Source organism: Streptomyces sp. CNT360, assembly GCF_000424785.1.
This window is the reverse complement of sequence record NZ_KE384245.1, coordinates 325,173-343,082: the sequence shown is the minus strand read 5'-3', so window position 1 is coordinate 343,082 and position 17,910 is coordinate 325,173. Positions and strand designations below refer to the sequence as shown.

General features: G+C 73.0%; 17 protein-coding genes. 7 read left to right on the top strand and 10 right to left on the bottom strand.

The window, feature by feature from the left end; translation table 11 throughout:
- Positions 1-9 precede the first annotated feature (9 nt).
- Positions 10-774: a GNAT family N-acetyltransferase gene (locus H297_RS0130815; protein WP_027740199.1), complete on the top strand. Its 765-nt coding sequence runs from the start codon at positions 10-12 to the stop codon at positions 772-774.
- 281 nt (positions 775-1,055) lie between these two features.
- Positions 1,056-2,462 (top strand): FtsW/RodA/SpoVE family cell cycle protein, encoded by a 1,407-nt coding sequence (locus H297_RS0130810; protein ID WP_027740198.1) that lies wholly within the window; start codon positions 1,056-1,058, stop codon positions 2,460-2,462.
- 58 nt (positions 2,463-2,520) lie between these two features.
- Here the strand turns inward: H297_RS0130810 and H297_RS0130805 are convergent, their stop codons facing one another.
- From H297_RS0130805 to H297_RS43035, 3 genes are all read right to left on the bottom strand, one after another.
- Positions 2,521-3,696, bottom strand: coding sequence for a 4-hydroxybenzoate 3-monooxygenase (locus tag H297_RS0130805; RefSeq protein ID WP_027740197.1), 1,176 nt, complete (start codon positions 3,694-3,696; stop codon positions 2,521-2,523).
- Positions 3,697-3,887: 191 nt separating this feature from the next.
- Positions 3,888-4,670, bottom strand: coding sequence for a helix-turn-helix domain-containing protein (locus H297_RS0130800; RefSeq protein ID WP_027740196.1), 783 nt, complete (start codon positions 4,668-4,670; stop codon positions 3,888-3,890).
- Positions 4,671-4,811: 141 nt separating this feature from the next.
- Positions 4,812-5,129 carry a hypothetical protein gene (locus tag H297_RS43035; RefSeq protein ID WP_158693775.1) on the bottom strand — a complete coding sequence of 106 codons (318 nt, stop codon included), beginning with the start codon at positions 5,127-5,129 and terminating at the stop codon, positions 4,812-4,814.
- Positions 5,130-5,391: 262 nt separating this feature from the next.
- On the opposite strand from H297_RS43035, the gene H297_RS39330 reads away from it, so the two are divergent.
- Positions 5,392-7,221 (top strand): hypothetical protein, encoded by a 1,830-nt coding sequence (locus H297_RS39330; protein ID WP_037795735.1) that lies wholly within the window; start codon positions 5,392-5,394, stop codon positions 7,219-7,221.
- Here the strand turns inward: H297_RS39330 and H297_RS39325 are convergent.
- Complete coding sequence (locus tag H297_RS39325; protein ID WP_051352306.1) at positions 7,184-9,073, bottom strand: hypothetical protein; 1,890 nt, start codon at positions 9,071-9,073, stop codon at positions 7,184-7,186. The two genes, H297_RS39330 and H297_RS39325, sit on opposite strands and share 38 nt — an antisense overlap.
- 13 nt (positions 9,074-9,086) lie before the next feature.
- Between H297_RS39325 and H297_RS0130780 the strand changes: the two genes are divergently transcribed.
- Positions 9,087-9,524 (top strand): cytidine deaminase, encoded by a 438-nt coding sequence (locus H297_RS0130780; RefSeq protein ID WP_027740194.1) that lies wholly within the window; start codon positions 9,087-9,089, stop codon positions 9,522-9,524.
- A gap of 203 nt (positions 9,525-9,727) precedes the next feature.
- On the opposite strand, the gene H297_RS39320 is transcribed toward H297_RS0130780, so the two are convergent.
- The 4 genes from H297_RS39320 to H297_RS40605 all read right to left on the bottom strand — a co-directional run bounded on the left by H297_RS39320 (position 9,728) and on the right by H297_RS40605 (position 12,804).
- Entirely contained in the window at positions 9,728-10,246 is a 519-nt protein-coding gene (locus H297_RS39320; protein WP_199787284.1) for a phosphatase domain-containing protein, read from the bottom strand.
- 141 nt (positions 10,247-10,387) lie between these two features.
- Positions 10,388-10,801 carry a nitroreductase/quinone reductase family protein gene (locus H297_RS0130770; protein ID WP_027740193.1) on the bottom strand — a complete coding sequence of 138 codons (414 nt, stop codon included), beginning with the start codon at positions 10,799-10,801 and terminating at the stop codon, positions 10,388-10,390.
- Positions 10,802-10,951: 150 nt separating this feature from the next.
- Complete coding sequence (gene erm, locus H297_RS39315) at positions 10,952-11,800, bottom strand: 23S ribosomal RNA methyltransferase Erm (protein WP_051352305.1); 849 nt, start codon at positions 11,798-11,800, stop codon at positions 10,952-10,954.
- A gap of 404 nt (positions 11,801-12,204) precedes the next feature.
- A complete protein-coding gene (locus H297_RS40605) occupies positions 12,205-12,804 on the bottom strand; it encodes a hypothetical protein (protein WP_027740192.1) in 600 nt (199 codons plus the stop codon).
- A 254-nt stretch (positions 12,805-13,058) separates the two neighbouring features.
- On the opposite strand from H297_RS40605, the gene H297_RS0130755 reads away from it, so the two are divergent.
- On the top strand, positions 13,059-13,262 hold the full coding sequence (locus tag H297_RS0130755; RefSeq protein ID WP_027740191.1) for a hypothetical protein: 204 nt from the start codon (positions 13,059-13,061) through the stop codon (positions 13,260-13,262).
- 173 nt (positions 13,263-13,435) lie between these two features.
- Positions 13,436-14,815: a radical SAM protein gene (locus H297_RS0130750; RefSeq protein WP_027740190.1), complete on the top strand. Its 1,380-nt coding sequence runs from the start codon at positions 13,436-13,438 to the stop codon at positions 14,813-14,815.
- 158 nt (positions 14,816-14,973) lie between these two features.
- Here the strand turns inward: H297_RS0130750 and H297_RS0130745 are convergent, their stop codons facing one another.
- Positions 14,974-15,492 carry a DinB family protein gene (locus H297_RS0130745; RefSeq protein WP_027740189.1) on the bottom strand — a complete coding sequence of 173 codons (519 nt, stop codon included), beginning with the start codon at positions 15,490-15,492 and terminating at the stop codon, positions 14,974-14,976.
- A gap of 79 nt (positions 15,493-15,571) precedes the next feature.
- A complete protein-coding gene (locus H297_RS0130740) occupies positions 15,572-16,141 on the bottom strand; it encodes a Uma2 family endonuclease (protein ID WP_027740188.1) in 570 nt (189 codons plus the stop codon).
- Between the two features lie 209 nt (positions 16,142-16,350).
- Between H297_RS0130740 and H297_RS39305 the strand changes: the two genes are divergently transcribed.
- Positions 16,351-17,820 (top strand): FAD-binding oxidoreductase, encoded by a 1,470-nt coding sequence (locus H297_RS39305; protein ID WP_037795734.1) that lies wholly within the window; start codon positions 16,351-16,353, stop codon positions 17,818-17,820.
- The last annotated feature ends 90 nt before the right edge of the window (positions 17,821-17,910 follow it).

Below are 17,910 nucleotides of genomic sequence, written 5' to 3'. Positions count from 1 at the left end.
ACGGACCGGATGGAACAGAATGTGGCGGAACACGCCTGCCACCTGCATCGGACCCTGACCGGTGCGACCGTCACGGAGACCGGTGACCTCCTGGTCGCCGACAGCGGCCTGGACGACGACACCTTCAACATCGTCGCCGCCGCCCGCTTCACCGCCGCCACCGCTGCGGACCGCATCGCCGAGACCGCTCGGACGACGGCTCGCACCGGCCGTCACTTCTCCTGGTGGGTGGGCCCGTCCTCGACTCCGCCGGACCTGGCCTCCCGTCTGACGGCGGCAGGTCTGCCTGCCGCCGAGCGCGAGACGGCCATGTGGGCCGAACTGGACGGCTCCCTGCCGCCGCCTGCCGCCCCGGGGCTGGACATCCGGACGGTGAGTCGGCCCGAACACCTCGCCGACTACGCCGCGGTGCTCGCTGCGAACTGGTCCCCGCCCGCCGACACCGTCCGCCGCTTCTTCACCCGGGCCGCCCCGCAGGCACTGGCCGCGCACTCCCCGGCCCGTTACCTGGTCGGCTACACGGACGGCCGTCCCGTCTGCTCGGCCGAAGTGTTCCAGCACGCGGGGGTTGCCGGGATCTACAACATCTGCACCTTGGCCGCCCACCGCCGACGTGGCTACGGCGGTGCCATCACGCTCGCCGCACTCCACACGGCCCGCGACCGAGGCCACCGCACGGCGGTCCTGCAGGCCTCCGCCGGCGGCGAGCCCGTCTACCAGCGCCTGGGCTTCCGTTCCTGCGGCCATTTCACCGAACACGCCATCAACCCCTGAGCCAAGCCGCGCGGTCGGCGGGTCCGCCACGGCGTCCCCGGCCCGGATCTGCCACCGTATGCCGTCGGTCGAGGACGACGGAGGGCCCGCAAGGGGAACCGCGATGATCTCGGCGGGCATCTTCGCCTGGGACAGCGTCGGGGCGGTACCGGGCCCCGACGTCAGCTTTCACACGCGCCCGACCGTGCCCCGCCCCGACCCTGCGCGAGAGATCCCCTGTCACGGGGAGTCCGGTCGGCCGGCCACTGTGCGGGTGCAGAACAACGGGGACTCGTCACACCATGAGCCACACATCCGGCCACCCGGAACCGCACGCCTCCACCGGCACATCGAGACGCCGCTCCGCGGAGCTGGCCGTGCTGGGGTTCGCGGTGGTCGTCACGCTGTTCGCCTACGCCAACGTGGGCATGGCCCTCGACGGCCGGTTGCCCGCCAGTCTTCTGGTCCACGGCACGGGGCTGGCCGTGCTGGCCGGCGCCGGCCACCTGGTCACCCGGAGATGGGCGCCTCACGCCGACCCGCTGCTGCTGCCGCTCACGACGTTGCTCAACGGCCTGGGCCTCGTGGTCATCTGGCGGTTGGACCAGTCCGAACGCCTCCGCGAGAACAGTCACTTCGCGGCCGCCGCAGGGAACCAGTTGCTGTATTCGGCCGTAGGGGTGGGCTTCTTCGCCCTCGTGCTGCTACTGCTCAAGGACCACCGCACGCTCCAGCGCTACACCTACATCTCCATGTTCGGTGCGCTGATCCTCCTGCTGCTGCCACTGGTTCCAGGGCTCGGACTGAACATGTTCGGCGCGAAGATCTGGATCTCCGTCGCCGGTGTGCGGATGCAGCCCGGTGAGTTCGCCAAGATCGCCATCGCCGTCTTCTTCGCGGGATATCTCATGGTGAAGAGGGACGCCCTGGCCCTGGCCGGACGCCGTTGGATGGGCATGTCCCTGCCGCGCGGGCGTGATCTCGGCCCGATCGTCGCCGTCTGGGCCATGTCGATCCTCGTCCTGGTCCTGGAGACGGACCTGGGTACCTCGCTGCTCTTCTTCGGGATGTTCGTGCTGATGCTGTACGCGGCCACCGAGCGCACCGGCTGGGTCGTGGTGGGGCTGCTGATGTCGGGTGCCGGTGCCGCGGGGGTGGCGTCCTTCGAACCGCATGTCCAGCAGCGCGTCCAGGCGTGGCTCGACCCCCTGCACGAGTACGCCCTCAGCAAGCAGGGAGTCGTCGGCCACTCCGAGCAGTCGATGCAGGCGCTGTGGGCGTTCGGCTCCGGAGGGGTGCAGGGCACCGGCCTCGGCCAAGGGCACTCCGACCTCATCGGTTTCGCGGCCAACTCCGACTTCATCCTCGCCACCTTCGCCGAGGAGTTGGGCCTGGCCGGGACGATGGCGCTGCTGCTGCTCTACGGCCTCGTCGTCGAGCGGGGGCTGCGCGCGGCGTTGGCCGCGCGCGACCCCTTCGGGAAGCTGCTGGCCGTCGGCCTGGCGGGGGCCTTCGCGCTCCAGGTCTTCGTCGTCGCGGGAGGCGTCATGAACCTCATCCCGCTGACCGGGATGACCCTGCCGTTCGTGGCCTCGGGCGGCTCCTCCGTCATCGCCAACTGGGCGCTGATCGGCATCCTCGTGCGTGTCAGCGACACCGCCCCGCAGCCCCAGCCCCAGCCCCAGCCGCAACCAGAAGACCGTTCCTGAACGAGTGCGTTGCGTGCGGGCATCGCCGTCCGTGTGCGACATCCAGTGCTCTGCCGGCTCACGAGGCCGGGTGAGGCGCCGCCAGCGGCTCCAACATGGTCTCCAGGTTCTTCCGGGCGATCTGCTTGCGGAACTCTCCCTCGTAGCCGGGGTCACCCGAGTCGTGCATGGTCTGGGTCATCCAGACTGCGGAGGCCTGGCGCTCCCATGTGTGGTTCAGGCAGGTGTCGGAGTAGCCGTCGAGCAGGGAGGAGTCGTTCCTCTCGACGTGCTGGACGACCGCGCGGGCGAGCGCCTCGGCGTCGTGGAGGGCGAGACTCATGCCTTGTGCGCTCATCGGAGAGATGAGGTGGGCCGCGTCCCCGAGAAGGTGGAGCCGGCCGAAGTTCATGGGGCTGAAGACCACTCCGCGCAGCGGCACGACCTGCTTGCTCGTGATCGGGCCCCGGGGCTCCACGGGTTCACCGAAGCGTTCCCCCAACTCGTTCCAGACGCGCCCGTCAGGCCACTGCTCGACGGTGTCGGTGAGCGCGCACTGCAGGTAGAGACGACTGGCGTGCGGGCCGCGCGTGATGCGTGCGGCGAAACCGCGCGCGTGCACGGCCAGCACGGCCGGGGGGTCCGCCGGGGCTTCCGCCATCACGGTCAGCCAGGCGTAGCCGAACTCGTGGGTGAAGCAGGTGAGGACGTCCTCGGGGACGGCTGTCCTGCTGATGCCACGGTAGCCGTCAGCCCCTGCGACGAAGTCGCACCTGACCGTCCGCGTCGAGCCGTCGGCGTCCCGGTAGCGCACCAGCGGCTGTTCGGTGTCGATGTCGTGCAGCGCTACGTCCCGCGCCCCGAAGCGCAGGTCACCGCCGTCGCGCAGGAAGACCCTGATCAGGTTGCGCACAAGGGTCTGCTGGGGGCAGAACACCCCGTCGGCGTCGTCGTCCTCGTCGGCACCGCCGCTCCTCCACTGCCGCTCCTCGCCGTCCACCAGCAGCGGCATCCCCGAGGCGGAGTCGCCGTGGCTGCGGCCCTCCACCGCCTCGCCCAGCCCCCACTCGTTCAGCACGCGCACGCCGTCGGCGTCGAGAGCTCCTGCCCGCTGCCGCTGTTCCACGTGAGCGCGGCTGTGCTTTTCGAGGACGGCGCACCCGATTCCCTTCCGCAGGAGGAAATTGCCCAGCGTGAGTCCGGCGACTCCGCCTCCTACGATCACCACGGTCGTGTCCGTGCCGGTGTCGGTCATGGTCTCCGGGCTCCTTGCAGCAAGTGGGCAGCAGTGCCAGTGCGTGGTCCGCGGTGTCGTGCGGATGGCACGACGGACTGGCACCACTGTGGAACCCCACTCAGCCGTCACCAACCGGTGAATGGACCGGGTGTACCGGAAACCCGCCAACATGGCGTGCCCGGCGCGGGCCTCGGCGAGACGCTACGGCGCTACGGGCTCGTGCGCAGGTCGGCCTGGTAGCTGCCCGGGGTCTGGCCGATGACGTCCTTGAAGGCGTCGATGAAGCTGGACGGGTTCGACCAGCCGCAGGCCATCGCCGTATCGGTGACCGACATGCCGGACGTCAGATGGGCCAGCGCGTGGTGGACACGCAAGATGGTGCGCCACCGGTGGAAGCTCATGCCGAGCTCGGTGTGGAACAGGCGGCTCAGGGCGCGCTCGCTGGCCCCGGCAGCGCGTCCGAGGTCCGCCAGGGTCGCGGGCCGGGCGGGGTCGGCGTGCAGGAGGCCGGTGACGGCGCGCAGCCGGTCGTCCTCGGGCTCGGGCAGGTGGAGGGACTGTTCTGGAGTGTCGGACAGCTCGTCGAGGACGACGGCAAGCAGCCGCCGGTGGGCGCCGGGGCGCCTCTCGGGCCGGTCACCGGTCAGGACCAGTACGGCCTCGCGCAGCAGCGGGCTGACCGCGAACACGCTGGGCGCTTCGCTGAGTTCGCCGCACAGTGCCACCGGAATCGTCAGCAGGCGCGCGTCGGTACGGCCGTAGAAGCGGTGCGAGTGGGCGAAGCCGGGCGGTGTCCAGGTCACGCGGTTGGCCGGGGCCACCCAGGTGCCGCGCTCCGTGGTGGTGGCCAGCGCTCCGGCTGCCGCGTAGACGAGCTGACCCGCCACGTGGGTGTGGGAATCCAGCGAGTAGCCGTGCGGCAGCCACCCGGCACCGCTGGGCACGTCCTGCGGCTCCGAGGGCCCGGAACAAGGTTGGCGGCCTTTCGGCATCACGCGTCAGGCTACCGGTGGTGTGCGGGGCACGGTGCGGGCCGGACAGCAACTCCCACGAGCACCGGAACCCCGGTGCCGAGCGGCTGATACCGACAGCGACCGCACGCGCGGCCCGGCGCCCTCGGGACCGACGAGGGGTTACGCGCTGCCGGACGGCGCCTTGGCCGGCGCGGGCGACGGCGGAGGGTCGAGGGGCACCTCGCGGACGAGCAGCGCCGAGACCAGCGCGATCACGCCGGCGCCCGCACCGGCGACAGCGACCGCACCGAGGCCGTCGGTGACCGCGGCCGCCCACGCCTCGTGCACGCGCGCCGCCATGGGGCCGAGCGCCTGCGCCCGGCCGTCGTCGGCGCCCGGCGACACCAGGGCGGCGGCGCGCTGCGCGCCGAGCTTCTCGGTCAGGGCACCGGTCAACCGGCCACTCCTGTCCGCCTCCTTCACCCCGGTCGACTCCATGCCGGGCCGGTTCCGACCGATCACCGAGCACCAGCCCCACGCCCGTTGGCGGGACCCGGCGGGGCCTGCTGCCCGGCCACGGGATCGGCCACCACGGATGCCTCGCGCCCGTCCGGCGCCTGGCGCCCACGGCGCTCGGCCGGTTCTGGTCGACCTCGGCCTTCGACCGCTGCGCGGTGACCGGGCGCCCGCGAGTGCCTGCGAAGCCCCGGCTAGGGTGACCGGAGGGACTCCGGAGTCGTCGCAGCCGGTGGGAGGGCGCGTGGGAACAGCGGATTCTCCGGCCGTGCGGGTGCCCGTGGGGCCGGACGCCGAGCGGTGGACCAGCCGGACGGCGTCCCGCCGGGTACTGCTCGTGGTCCACAACGTCACCTCGGCCGGCCGCCTGCTGGACGTACTGCCGCTCTTCCACGACGACTTCCGCGTCCAGTTGCTGGTCACCTGCACGGAGTCCTCCGCCTTCCAGGGCGGGGTCCGGGAGCTCTTCGCCGAACTGGGCCTTCCCGTCCTCCCGTGGGAACAGGCCCTCGCGACCCCCGTCGACCTCGCACTCTCCGCCAGCTTCGGCGGCGAACTGCACCGCCTGACAGGCGAATTGGCTGTTTTGTCCCACGGTGTCGGATATACTAAGAAGCTGGCTACAGCCGGGAGCCGGGAGCCGGGAGCCGGGAGCCGGGAGCCGGGAGCCGGGAGCCGGGAGCCGGGAGCCGGGAGCCGGGAGCCGGGAGCCGGGAGCCGGGAGCCGGGAGCCGGGAGCCGGGAGCCCACCTTCGGGCTGGCGCCCGAGTGGTTGTTGGCGGACGGCAAGCCGTATGTGGACGCTCTCGTGCTGTCCCACCCCGAGCAGCTCTCCCGGCTGCGACGTGCGTGCCCGGAAGCCGCGGAGACCGCGGTGCTCGCGGGCGACCCCTGCTACGACCGGATGCTGGCGGGACGCCGGTACCGGCAGCGGTTCCGGCGGGCGCTGGGGGTACGGGACGGCCAGCGGCTCGTCGTACTGAACTCCACCTGGAACCCGGAGGGGTTCTTCGGCAGCGGCGGCGCCGAGGACCTGCTGCCCAGTCTGCTGCCCCGGCTGGCCTCGGAACTTCCGGCGGACGACTACCGGGTGGCCGCCGTACTGCACCCCAACATCTGGTACGGCCACGGTCCCGGCCAGGTGCGGGCGTGGCTGGACCGGGCCCGGCGCGGCGGGCTGACGCTGGTCGACCCCCTGCACGCGTGGCGGCAGGCACTCCTGGCCGCCGACCTCGTGGTCGGGGACTTCGGAGCGGTCTCCTACTACTCCGCGGCCCTGGGCGTCCCCGTCGTCCTCGCCGCGGCCGGCCAGGAGCGGCTGGACCCCGAGGCCCCGCTCGCCGACTTCGTCCGGACCGCGCCGCGTCTCGATCCGCATGCCGGGCTGCGCGAACAACTGGAACGGGCGCTGTCGGAACACCGCCCCCTCGCCGGGCCCGCCGAGTTCACCAGCTCCGCCCCCGGCGAGTCGGCGACGCTGCTGCGCCGCGGCTTCTACCAGCTCCTGGGGCTGCCCGAGCCCACCGCTCCCGCACTGCTGGAGCCCCTGGCCCTCCCGCCGTACGAGCCGCCCCGCCGCACGGCGCCGTTGCACGTGCGGACCCGGGTCGCGGGACGCCGGGTGCGGATCGAACGCTCCGCCGCGCACCCGTACGGGGCGGGCGGCGACACGCACCTCGCCGTGCACGAGGAGACCCGTGACCCGGCTGATCTGGCGGTGGCGGACGTGATCGTGCGGGAAGGGCACCGGGACGACCCGCGACTGGGCGGCCCGGCGGCCTGGGCGGCGGAGGTGCTGGAGCGGTATCCGCAGTGCGCGCTCGCCGCCTACGTCACGGGACCGCACACCTGCACCGTCTCGGCCCGGCGGCACGGCCTGCTTGGGCTCGCCGCCAAGCAGGGGGCGGACGCCGACCCCGCGGCCTACGCCTCCGCGCTGCACGCCTGGCTGGTGGGCGGCGGCCTGCTGCCGCCGGGGGGCACGACGCTCCGGGTGCGCGTCGCCGGCCGGAGCCACCCGGTGGCCGTGGAGCCGGTTACTGGCCCGGCAGGCAGCGCCGCCGCAGGTCCGTGAGGTACCGCAGGTGCGGTTCCGCCTCGGGGGGAAGCAGACCCTCGGCCGCCGCGAGGTGCCTCAGCGCCTCCGTGTCGTCCCCCGCGGTGTGCGCCGTCTCCGCGAGGTCGGTGAGCGTACGGGCCAGGTTGTAGTCCTCGCCCTCCCCCTCGAAGTGGGCACGCGCGGCCTCCAACCGGGCCCGTGAGCCGTCCAGTTCTCCCTGCACCCACAGGGCGCGCCCGGTGTGACGCTCCAGGAGAGCGAGGGCACGGCGTAGGTGCCGGTCCTCACCCTGTTCCGTGACGAGGCGCCGGTAGAGCTGCCCCGCCGCCTCGAACTGCTCCGCGGCCTGCTCGCCCTTCACCTGGTACAGGTTCAGCAGACCGAGGTACTCGATGCCGGAGGCCTCACCGAGGAGGTGCCCGGCCTGCCGTTCGTGCGCCGCGGCGGCCCGGGCCTCCGCTTCCGCCTCCTCGAAGCGCTGCAGTTGGCCCAGGCAGTGGGCGAGCTGGAAGTGCAGACCGGCAGACGCCCGCGACCCCGGCCGCCGCTCGTCCGCGCAGTGGGCGGCGATCCGCAGCGCGGGCAGCGCCTCGGCCCAGTACCCGGCCTTGAGCACGAGGGGCCACAGTGCCCGGGCCAGCCGCAGGCAGGTGTCGAGGTGGTGGTACTCCTCGGCCACCGAGACCGCCCGCAGCAGGTTCGTGCGCCCGGCCACCAGCGCCGCCAGCCCCTCGGCCTCACCCGCGTACGGTTCGCCGCTCTCGGGAGCGTCCGGGACGCGCCAGCTCTGCGGGAGCGCCGCGTGCGCGGCGTGCTCCGCCTGGTGCAGCAGACCGGTCAGCATGCGGGAGACGGCGGCCGAGCAGGCGGGGACGCCGAGCTCCGGGCCCGCCGTGTCGGCGAAGTAGCGGCACACCTCGGGGCGCAGACGGTGGTTCCCGTCGTCCAGGCGCTGGATCAGATGCGCGTCGGCTGCTTCGGCGAGCATCCGGGACGCCTCCTGCGGTGGCGTCTGCGCGGCCCAGCCGGCGAGTTGCGCGGTCACCACGGGCCAGCCTCCGAGCGCGAGCAGGCGGCAGAGCCGCACCGTCTCCGGCGGCACCTCGGCGCAGAGCGCGCGTACCGTGTCGCGCACCGGGTCGGCGGCTCGGGATCCCGCCGGGTTCCCCGGGGGCGGACCGGCCGAGGGACCGGGGAGCGGGGTGCGGGCGGCGAGCAGCCCGTCCGCCGCGGCCCGCAGCGCGAACCCGTTGCCCGCGCAGCGCTCCAGAAGCCCCGGCAGCGCGGTCCGGGCCCGCGCCACGCGCTCCGCTCCCGCCGCTCGTGCAAGCAGCTCCTTCGCGTCCCGGTTCTTGAGCGGCGGCACCTCGATACGCTGTGCGTCCAGGGCGAAGGGCGCACCGGAGGCGACGACCAGCAGGAAGAGTTCCGGCGTGTTGGGGACGAGGTGCCGCACCTGCGCGGCCGAGGTCGCGTGATCGACCAGCACCAGAGCCCGGCGCCCGTTCGTCAGACGGCGGTAGCGGTCCCGGCAGCCGGTCTCGGTGGCCGGCATGTCGTCGGGAGCCACCCCCATCTCGCGCAGCACGCGCCGGAGGACGACGACGGGCTCCACCGCCTGGTCCGGGGCCACGTCCCGCAGGTCGATGTAGAACTGACCGTCCGGGTACAGGCCCGCGTTCCCGGCCGCGAACTGGAGCGCCGTCACGGTGCAGCCGATGCCTGGCGGTCCCCACAGCAGCGCCGCCCGCGAGCGCCCCTTCGCCGGTCGCGTCGCCTCGCGCTTGAGCTTCTTGACGACGGCGTCGCGGTCGGTGAAGTCCCGGGGTGGGGGCGGTACGCCCGCGCCGGTCGCCTGACACCGCATAAAGGCAGAGAAGATGACCACACAGACCGACCGTGTCGACCACGAACTGATCCGGGCAGCGGCACACGTCGCGGCCACACGCTGCCGGGGCGACAACCACACCATGGCGGCTGCGGCCCGCGCCCGAGACGGCCGGATCGTCACCGCGGTTAACGCCTATCACTTCACCGGAGGCCCCTGCGCGGAGCTGGTGCTCATCGGCGCTGCTGCCGCCCAGGGTGCCTATGACTTGGGCACCATCGTCGCCGTGGGTGACCGCGACCGAGGTGTCGTGCCCCCATGTGGCCGCTGCCGCCAGGTCCTTCTTGACTACTTCCCAGCCCTCAAGGTCATCGTCGGGACAAACGACGGCCTTCGAACGGTGCCCGTCACCGACCTGCTTCCCGAAAGCTACGTCTGGGCGGACCACCAACTCGACGCTGAGGAGAGCGCACCACTCAGCAGCACATGACACCCCAGCCGGTTACAGGGCAAACGTTGCTCGATACGGCACTAGCGGCGGTGTCGACGGCCGCCCGCCGTGGCGGATGTCCCACCGCGTGTTCTGCCTGCGGAAGTGGCGGGCGGGCGCCCCGGGCGCGGATTCCCTGCGGGCCATGCTCACGGGCGTCACCGTGCGGGAGCTTCCGCCATCCGTCGCGCATCCGGCCTCGTTCACGCGCCGTTCGGCTGCGACCCGGGCGACCGTTCCCCGGCCGGGCTTCTCCGGTGGCGCTGCGGGCGGCGACGCGGTGGCCGGTCCTCCTCCCAGCCTGCGACGACCGTCGTCGGTATGCCCTCCTCCCGCCACAGGGCCACCACGTGCGGGTTGTCGTCCCAGGCGCGGACGGGCTCGTAACGCTCTCTCACGCGCGCGAGGATGCCGCGTTTGACCTCGTAGTCGGGGCGGCCGTCGTGCAGGGCGCGCATCCACATCGCGTCGGAGGGAATGTCGTGGAGGGCGAGCCACATCGCGGTGTGCGCGCGGTAGCGCACCGTGCGGGCCGTCACGACGAGGACGGCGAGGCCCGCCGCGTGAGCCTCGCGCGCTGCGGCCGCCACCCGGGGGTGCGGCGGGCAGTCGACGGACGCCGAGTGGAAGGCGTGGAAGCCGCCGGGGCCGTCGAGAAGCGGACGGATGCCGCGCACGTCGCAGAGCGTGCCGTCCATGTCGAAGATCACCGCCCGGCGCAACGCGCCCCCTTCCGCTCCCGTGCCATCCCTTTGCCTTCGCTCCCGCCTCGTTGCAATACCGATACCGATACCGGTACCGATACCGGTTCCGGTCGCCGGTTCCGGGGCCGGGCGCCGGTGACGGCGACGGGCGCGCAGCCGTCACTCGTTTCCGTCGAGGTCCACCCGGACGGTCAGCAGCTCCGTGCCCGCCGCGCGGACCACGGCGCTGTTGAGGCGCGGCAGCGAGGCGAGGCGGGCGCGGGCGTCGTCGTCCGGAAGGGGGTGGGCCGTCCCCGTGTGCCAGCGGCCCCGCAGGCGGACGCGCACGCGCGGGTCCGCCTCGATGTTGCGGACGTACTGCGCGCGGCGCCCGTGCTCGGCCACCAGCCAGAACCGCCCGTCGAGGCGGCGCCCGCCGACCGGGGTGCGGCGCGGGCGGCCCGAGACGCGGCCCGTGGTCTCCAACAGGATCTGCCCGGGAAGCCGGGTGGTCAGCGGATTGACGACGTGCCGCTGAAGGGCCGTCACGAACCGGAACTTCCGGCTTCCTGCGCCCTGCTCGCTCTCCCCCATGCGCCTCACCTCCTCGTCGAGCGGCCCCGCCGCGCCGCGAAGTCGGGCGCGGCGGGGCCTTTTCCGTCCACACGCAGCCAGCATGATGGATACGGAGACCACGAGTCTCGCACCGGGCACTGACAACGCCCCCCGACTCCGCCGCCTGCCCTATCCGGCCGCCCCGCCTGAGCCACCTCCGTCGGCCCCGCCGTCCCCCTCGGCCAGCCGGAAGAGCTCCGCCCACTGGGGTGCGGTCAGCGCCTTGGGCAGCGTCCCTGGGCGCAGACCGTGCCCATCCAGCCAGGCCCGTACCCGGCGCCGGGACAGGGCGCGCGTCGCGAGCGGGAGGATCTCGGCGAGCCCACGGCCCCGGCCGGTGAACACGCTGTGCACGAACCCCTGGTACCGCCGACGCGTGGTCGCGGCCAGCAGCGGCTCGCTGCGTCGGGCGACCGTCAGCAGTCCTCCGTCGACCCCGGGCCGGGGCCGGAAGGCGCCTGCCGGTACGCGCGCCACCAGCTCGAACGCGTACCAGGGCCACCACTGGGCCGTCATCATCGTCGCCCCGCCCACCCCGGCGCGGCGCCGGGCGACCTCCCACTGGACGAGCAGCACCGCGTCGGTCCAGCCGGAGCCGTGCAGGATGTGGCGGAGCATCGCGGTGGTGTGGTGGAAGGGCAGGTTGCCGACGAGGACGTGCGGGGTGCGAGGGGCTTTCCAGCGCAGGAAGTCGGCCTGCCGCACGGTCGTCGAGCCGGCCGTGCGCCGCCGGAGCCGGTCGGCCGTGCGGCCGTCCACCTCCACAACGGTCAGCGGCCGGCCGAGCCGCTCCAGCGGCAGCGTCAGCGCGCCGTCACCGCCGCCGATCTCGACGACGGGTCCGCTGGTACGGGCGACGAGAGAGACGATGCGGCGGACCGTCGCCGGATCGGTGAGGAAGTTCTGGCCGAGTTCGTGACGGCCGCCGTGGAAGGTGGTGTGTGAGGTCGTGGAACGAGTGCTGCTGTGCCTGGGCACGGGTACTCCGCGGCTTCGATGGGAGCCGGGCAGCACGAGGGGCCGCCCGGCGCTGACGCGCTGAAGCGGCGGAACTTCCCGCGAAGGAGACGGCCGCCGCTAGGGGCGGCGGGGCCGCGTCATGGCGGCACACGCGGCGCAGGCGCAGGCCGCGCAGGCGCATGCGCAACAACAGGCAGACATGAGGGGCACTCTAGGATGCACAGCCGGGGCGGCCAACCGGATTTGCCCTCACCACGCAGCCCGGGAGGGCGGACGGCTTCCCCGGACCGGTTCCCTCTCACACCCCCCGCAGACCGCGCCCTGACGCACGGGAAGGGCGCGGCTCCCACGTAGGCCGCGCCCTTCGTCCGTGGTGGCTGCCTCCGGCGGGCTCAGGTGGCCGCGCACCGGGCAGCTCGGTGTCACATGGCGAGCATGCGCCCCATGGACTGCGGATTGAGCAGACCGGTCGGCCCGCTGATCGGGCGCTTGTTGTCCCGCATGCCGTCGCTGTGCGTCCGCCCCTGCCCACTCTCGTCCGTACGGCCCGCCTCCGGGCGCCCGTTCTGCTCCGGCCGCGCCTGCTGTTCCGGCCGCGCCTGATGCTGGCGCCCGTCCTGCCCGGGTCGCGCCTGCTGGGGGCGCGGCTGCTGCTCGGGGCGCTGAGTCTGCTGGCCCTGGGGCCGTTGCTGCCCGGAGCCTGGAGCCTGCTGAGGCGTCTGCGAGGTCTGGGGCGTCTGCCGACCCGGGAACTGCTGGTGCGGTGTCTGCTGGTACGGCTCGGGCTGCGGGGGCGGCTGCTCCTGGGGCTGCGTGTGCTGCAGGAGCCGGGTGTTCTGCTGCGGCTGCGTGTGCTGCTGGGGGCGCACCTGGTGCGGGCGCAGCACCTGCTGCGAGGGCGAGGTGCCATGGCCCTGGTCGCGAGCGCCCTCGTGCCCGGGGTGGGCAGCGGCGGTGCCGCCTGCCGCGAGCAGCGCGGCGGCGGTAAGTGCGACGGTGACGTAAGCGGTGCGCTGGGACATGTGGGGCGCCTTCCGGGCGGACGGGCGGACGGACGGACGGACGGGCGGACGGGCGGACGGGCGGACGGGCGGACGGGCGGACGGGCGGACGGGCGGGCGGACGGACACGAACACGTGCGGGTCTGCCCCGGTTGCCGTGGGCACATTCCGGATGTAGCAGCACTTCACCCGATATACGGCACACAGGCGGGACGAGGCGGCGGCCCCCGTACCGAGGAGGTGCGAGGCCTTGGCCATGGCCGCACGCTGGGAACATGACCCCACCCATCGTCGTGCACCCTCCGTCCGGCACCGGGGGACGGAAGGTGACCGCACACACGGAAAGCCTCGGGTACGCCCACCGGCCCGAGGACGTCATCGAGTTCCTGCGCCGGGCCGGCCTCGACCCCGCCGACATCCAGCTGGACGACGGCAACCTGATCGAATGGCGCGGCGGCGGCCCCGAGGTGTGGGAGTGACCACATGAGGCAGCCGGGAAGGCCGGTCGGGCGGCCGGGACGGCATGCCGCCGAAACCGAACCAAGAGGCAGGTGTGCGGCTCATTCGGACGCGGGAGTACCGTCGAGTACGCCCCCGGGCCGTGAAGTGAGGAGCCAGATCACCCATGCCGCCAACGCCGACTCCCCTGCCGATGCCGTCCCGCCTGCCGTCCGGCCGGCCACCCCAGCACGAGCAGGAGCATGGCAACAGGACCGCCCTGGTCGAGGACCTGATGGAGCGCTTCCCCCACATCCCGCGGGAGGCCGTGCTGAAGGAGGACCTGCTGCGGGGCGGGATCGCCTTCGACGACTCGGCGCTCAGCGACACCACCGACGAGGCCACCGGCGAGGTCAAGCCGAAGTCGTACTTCATCTTCTCCTTCGACCACCGGACCCTCCCTGAGCTGGGTGAGGCCGCGCTGCGCCGCCCGCCGGAGGAGATCGTCCTCACCGGGGGGCCGTACGAGCTGCGCCGTACCGTCGTCTCCGTACGGGTGAACCCCGACGCCCCCTACCGCGTGCAGGCGGGCGAGGACGGCGCGCTCGGGCTGTACCTGGACGGGAAGCGGATCGCCGACGTCGGCCTGCCCCCGATGCCGGACTACTACCGGCACACGCTCGCCAACGGCAAGTCCGTGATGGAGGTGGCCCCCACCATCCAGTGGGGCTACCTGATCTACCTGACCGTCTTCCGGGTGTGCCAGTACTTCGGCGCCAAGGAGGAGTGCCAGTACTGCGACATCAACCACAACTGGCGCCAGCACAAGGCCGCCGGGCGCCCGTACACGGGTGTCAAGCCGGTGGAGGAGGTACTGGAGGCGCTCCAGATCATCTCCGAGCACGACGACCTCGGCGCCTCGCGCGCCTACACCCTCACCGGTGGCTCGATCACCTCCAAGGTGCAGGGCATGGACGAGGCGGACTTCTACGGCCGGTACGCCAAGGCCATCGAGGAACGATTCCCCGGCCGCTGGACCGGCAAGGTGGTGGCCCAGGCGCTGCCCAAGGAGGACGTGCAGCGCTTCCACGACTACGGCATCAGCATCTACCACCCCAACTTCGAGGTGTGGGACAAGCGGCTGTTCGAGCTCTACTGCCCCGGCAAGGAGCGGTACGTGGGCCGTGAGGAGTGGCACCGCCGCATCCTCGACTCGGCGGACGTGTTCGGGGCGCGCAACGTGATCCCCAACTTCGTCGCCGGTGTCGAGATGGCCGCGCCCTACGGCTTCGGGACGGTGGACGAGGCGGTCGCCTCCACCACCGAGGGCCTGGACTTCTTCATGTCCCACGGCATCACCCCGCGGTTCACCACCTGGTGCCCGGAGCCGACCACGCCGCTGGGCAAGACCAACCCGCTGGGCGCGCCGCTGGAGTACCACATCCGGCTGCTGGACGCCTACCGCAGCGCGATGCAGCGGCACGGGCTGTCGTCCCCGCCCGGGTACGGCCCGGCGGGTGCGGGCCGGGCGGTCTTCTCCGTCAGCTCGTTCATGGACACGCTCCCGGCGCAGGAGGGCACGCCCGTCGCGTGAGGCGGCCACCGGGCCGGCGGCGCGTTCCGCTCACGGCTCCGGTCTCTCCTCCTGGCGGGAAGAGACCGGAGCCCGGCCTGCACTCGGCGTGCTGAGGCAGGCCTGGCTCCCCGCGGGCCGGGCCTGCACCGGCTCGTTCCAAGCCCTGGGGCGAGGGCTCAGCGGCCCGTTGCCCCGTCGGTCTGCTCCCGGAGGATGTCCGCGTGACCGGCGTGCCGGCCGGTCTCCTCGATCATGTGGACGAGGACCCAGCGCATCGTCGGCCCGGCTGCGCCCTTGCGCATCGAACGCACACCGGCGCGGCCGAGGTCGTCGCAGGCCGCGATGGTCTCGTCGGAGGCCCGGATCGCCTCCTGGTAGGCGGCGATCAGTGCCTCGCCGCTCTCACCGGCCTCGGGCGGCGCGTCGTCGTCCAGCGGCAGCTCTCCGCCGCGGCCCGCGTAGGCCCATACGAACCAGTTGTGCTCCACCCGTGTCAGATGCTTCACCAGCCCCAACAGGCTGGTGCCCGACGGCACACCCGGCGCCAGGCCGACCTCGTCGGTGAGCCCCGCGGCCTTGGCGATCACCGCCTCCCGCAGGTACCCGAGGAACGTCGTCAGCGTCTCCTTCTCGCCGCCGTCCGTCATCGGCGGCCCTACATCTCCACGCGCGGAAAACCCGGTCACATCAGTCATGCCGCCGACTGTAACCACAATTGACTGGCGAGCGCCCCCGCCCGCTGGTTGGCTGCGCCTCGTGACCCCCCACCTCCCGTTACGCGAAGTCGGTCGTCTCCAGCGTCATGGAGAACGGCGCGGGCAAAGCGATCTCCTTGCCGAACGGCATGGTGACCACCTGCTGGTACTCGTCCTGGTCGGGCTCGCTGAACAGGCTGACCGAGCCGCGGTCCCGGTCGACCAGGAGACAGAGGGGAATCCGCGCGAGGGCGTAGCAGTGGCGCTTGATGTCACGGTCGCGATCCGCCCGGGACGACGTCACCTCGGTGACCATGGCGACTCCCTCCGCAGGCATCCACGAGTCAGCGCCTCGGAAGAGACGCGCGGAAGTGGGCGCCAACGTGCAGTCCGGAATGAGGTAGTTCTTCGGGCAACGGCCTCCTCGGACCAGCTTGAGCCCCCTGTTGCCCGAGAGGTCCATCTCCACTGCGGCTTTCCGCACCACCTGCTTCATGAGCACGTTGATGCAGTCCGCGTGATCCCCGTCCGGCGGTGGCGTCACGACGATCTCCCCCTCGATGAACTCGGCCCGGAAGCCCTCAGGCGTCTCCAGGGCCAAGAAGCCCTCCAGCGAGAGCGCCTCCGGCGAAAGCGGCTCGTGTGCCATGGCTGTCATGTCACGCCCTTTCCTTGGTCGCCACCACTGTCGGCGACCGGACATACCGGCGCCGGGGAACGGATCGTCGCTCACCCGATCGTGGCCCACTCCCCGCATCCCGGACGGGCACCGCGCGGAACCCGCCCCCGGGCGCACCCGTCCCTCCCGGGGGCCGCCATGATCGTCGGGCGGGGACGGGCGGGATGGGGGGTGCGGGGATGACGAGCACGAGTGCGGCACGCGTGGCGCAGGAGGTCGGTACGGGGGCGTGGGCGGCGCTCGGGGAGGGGCTGGAGGGAACGCTGCTGCGGCCCGGGGACCGCGACTTCGCCGCCGCCCGCAAGTCGGCCGACCCACGCTTCGACGCGGTACGCCCCGCGGCCGTCGCCTACTGCACCGGGCCAGGGGACGTCGCCGAGTGCCTGACGTTCGCGCGGCGGCACCGGATACCGGTGGCCGTCCGCAGCGGAGGGCACTCCTCCGCGGGCTGGTCCACGGGGACCGGCAGGCTGGTCGTCGACGTGCAGAAGATGGCGGAGGTCACCGCAGCGGGGCGCCGGGCCACGGCGGGCGCGGGAGCGAAACTCATCGACGTGCACGCCCGGTTGGCCGCGCACAAACGCACCGTGCCGACGGCGTCCTGGCCCACGGTGGGGGTCTCCGGGCTGACGCTGGGCGGTGGCATCGGGGCTGTGGCCCGCGCCTACGGGCCGGCCTGCGACAGCCTCACCGGTGCCACGCTGGTCACGGCCGACGGGCGGGAGCGCCACGTCACCGAGGACAGCGACGCGGACCTGTTCTGGGCGCTGCGCGGTGCCGGGAACGGCCAGTTCGGGGTCGTCACCTCGCTGGAGTTCCGCACCCATGTGGCGCCCGCCTGCCTGACGTTCTTCCTCTCCTGGCCGTGGGAGCGGGCCGCCGGGGTGGTGCGCGCGTGGCAGCGGTGGGCGCCCGTGGCCCCGGAGGAGATCGGGACGCAACTGCATCTGAGCGCCCCGGCGGGTGGGCGCCCCGGCAGCGTGCGGATGAGCGGACTGTCGCTGGGGGCGCGCCGCGAGGTGGAGAACCACCTCGACCGGCTGGCCGGCCGGATCGGGGAGCCTTTCTGCGACCTGTCGCTGCGGCGGCACTCCTTCCTCGACGCGGTGAAGGTGCTGGGCGGCGTCTCCGGGTGGTCCCTGGCCCAGGCCCATCAGCGGGGGACGCTGCCGGGCCGTACGAAGCGGGGGCGGGTGCCTCGGGAACCGTACGCCGTCCGCTCCGACTTCTACCTGCGTCCGCTGCCGGTGGACGGGATCGGGGTGCTGCTGGGCCGCGTCGAGCGATTGGCCCGGCTGCGGGACGGCGGGGCGGGCACGGTCGCCCTGGACGCGCTGGGCGGCGCCGTGAACCGGCCGCGGCCGGACGCCACCGCTTTCGTGCACCGCCAGGCGCGGTTCCTGGCCCGGTACTCCGTCTCCTGGCCGCACACCGCCGACGCCGAGACGGTGGCGGGGCACCGCGGCTGGCTGGACGCCACGCACGCGGCGATGCGCCCGTGGGCCGGTGGCTCCGCCTACCAGAACTGCCCCGACCCGGCGCTGCGCGACTGGCGGCGCGCCTACTACGGCAGCAACGCCGAGCGGCTCGCCAAGATCAAGGCCTTCCACGATCCCGACCGGCTCTTCTCCTTCCCGCACGCGCTGTGAGTGCTCCGCCCCCGGCGTGCCGCGCTGTGCGCCGAGGGCGGGGCTTCATGTTCCGGGCCGGGGGTACCCGCTGTGAGCCCCGCGCGGGGG

What these genes read in the sequence shown, in the direction of transcription:
- H297_RS0130815 (WP_027740199.1), top strand. Translation starts at nt 10, where the DNA reads ATGGAACAGAATGTGGCGGAACACGCCTGCCACCTGCATCGGACCCTG.
- H297_RS0130810 (WP_027740198.1), top strand. Translation starts at nt 1,056, where the DNA reads ATGAGCCACACATCCGGCCACCCGGAACCGCACGCCTCCACCGGCACA.
- H297_RS0130805 (WP_027740197.1), bottom strand. Translation starts at nt 3,696, where the DNA reads ATGACCGACACCGGCACGGACACGACCGTGGTGATCGTAGGAGGCGGA.
- H297_RS0130800 (WP_027740196.1), bottom strand. Translation starts at nt 4,670, where the DNA reads ATGCCGAAAGGCCGCCAACCTTGTTCCGGGCCCTCGGAGCCGCAGGAC.
- H297_RS43035 (WP_158693775.1), bottom strand. Translation starts at nt 5,129, where the DNA reads ATGGAGTCGACCGGGGTGAAGGAGGCGGACAGGAGTGGCCGGTTGACC.
- H297_RS39325 (WP_051352306.1), bottom strand. Translation starts at nt 9,073, where the DNA reads ATGCGGTGTCAGGCGACCGGCGCGGGCGTACCGCCCCCACCCCGGGAC.
- H297_RS0130780 (WP_027740194.1), top strand. Translation starts at nt 9,087, where the DNA reads ATGACCACACAGACCGACCGTGTCGACCACGAACTGATCCGGGCAGCG.
- H297_RS0130770 (WP_027740193.1), bottom strand. Translation starts at nt 10,801, where the DNA reads ATGGGGGAGAGCGAGCAGGGCGCAGGAAGCCGGAAGTTCCGGTTCGTG.
- H297_RS40605 (WP_027740192.1), bottom strand. Translation starts at nt 12,804, where the DNA reads ATGTCCCAGCGCACCGCTTACGTCACCGTCGCACTTACCGCCGCCGCG.
- H297_RS0130755 (WP_027740191.1), top strand. Translation starts at nt 13,059, where the DNA reads ATGACCCCACCCATCGTCGTGCACCCTCCGTCCGGCACCGGGGGACGG.
- H297_RS0130750 (WP_027740190.1), top strand. Translation starts at nt 13,436, where the DNA reads ATGCCGTCCCGCCTGCCGTCCGGCCGGCCACCCCAGCACGAGCAGGAG.
- H297_RS0130745 (WP_027740189.1), bottom strand. Translation starts at nt 15,492, where the DNA reads ATGACTGATGTGACCGGGTTTTCCGCGCGTGGAGATGTAGGGCCGCCG.
- H297_RS0130740 (WP_027740188.1), bottom strand. Translation starts at nt 16,141, where the DNA reads ATGGCACACGAGCCGCTTTCGCCGGAGGCGCTCTCGCTGGAGGGCTTC.
- H297_RS39305 (WP_037795734.1), top strand. Translation starts at nt 16,351, where the DNA reads ATGACGAGCACGAGTGCGGCACGCGTGGCGCAGGAGGTCGGTACGGGG.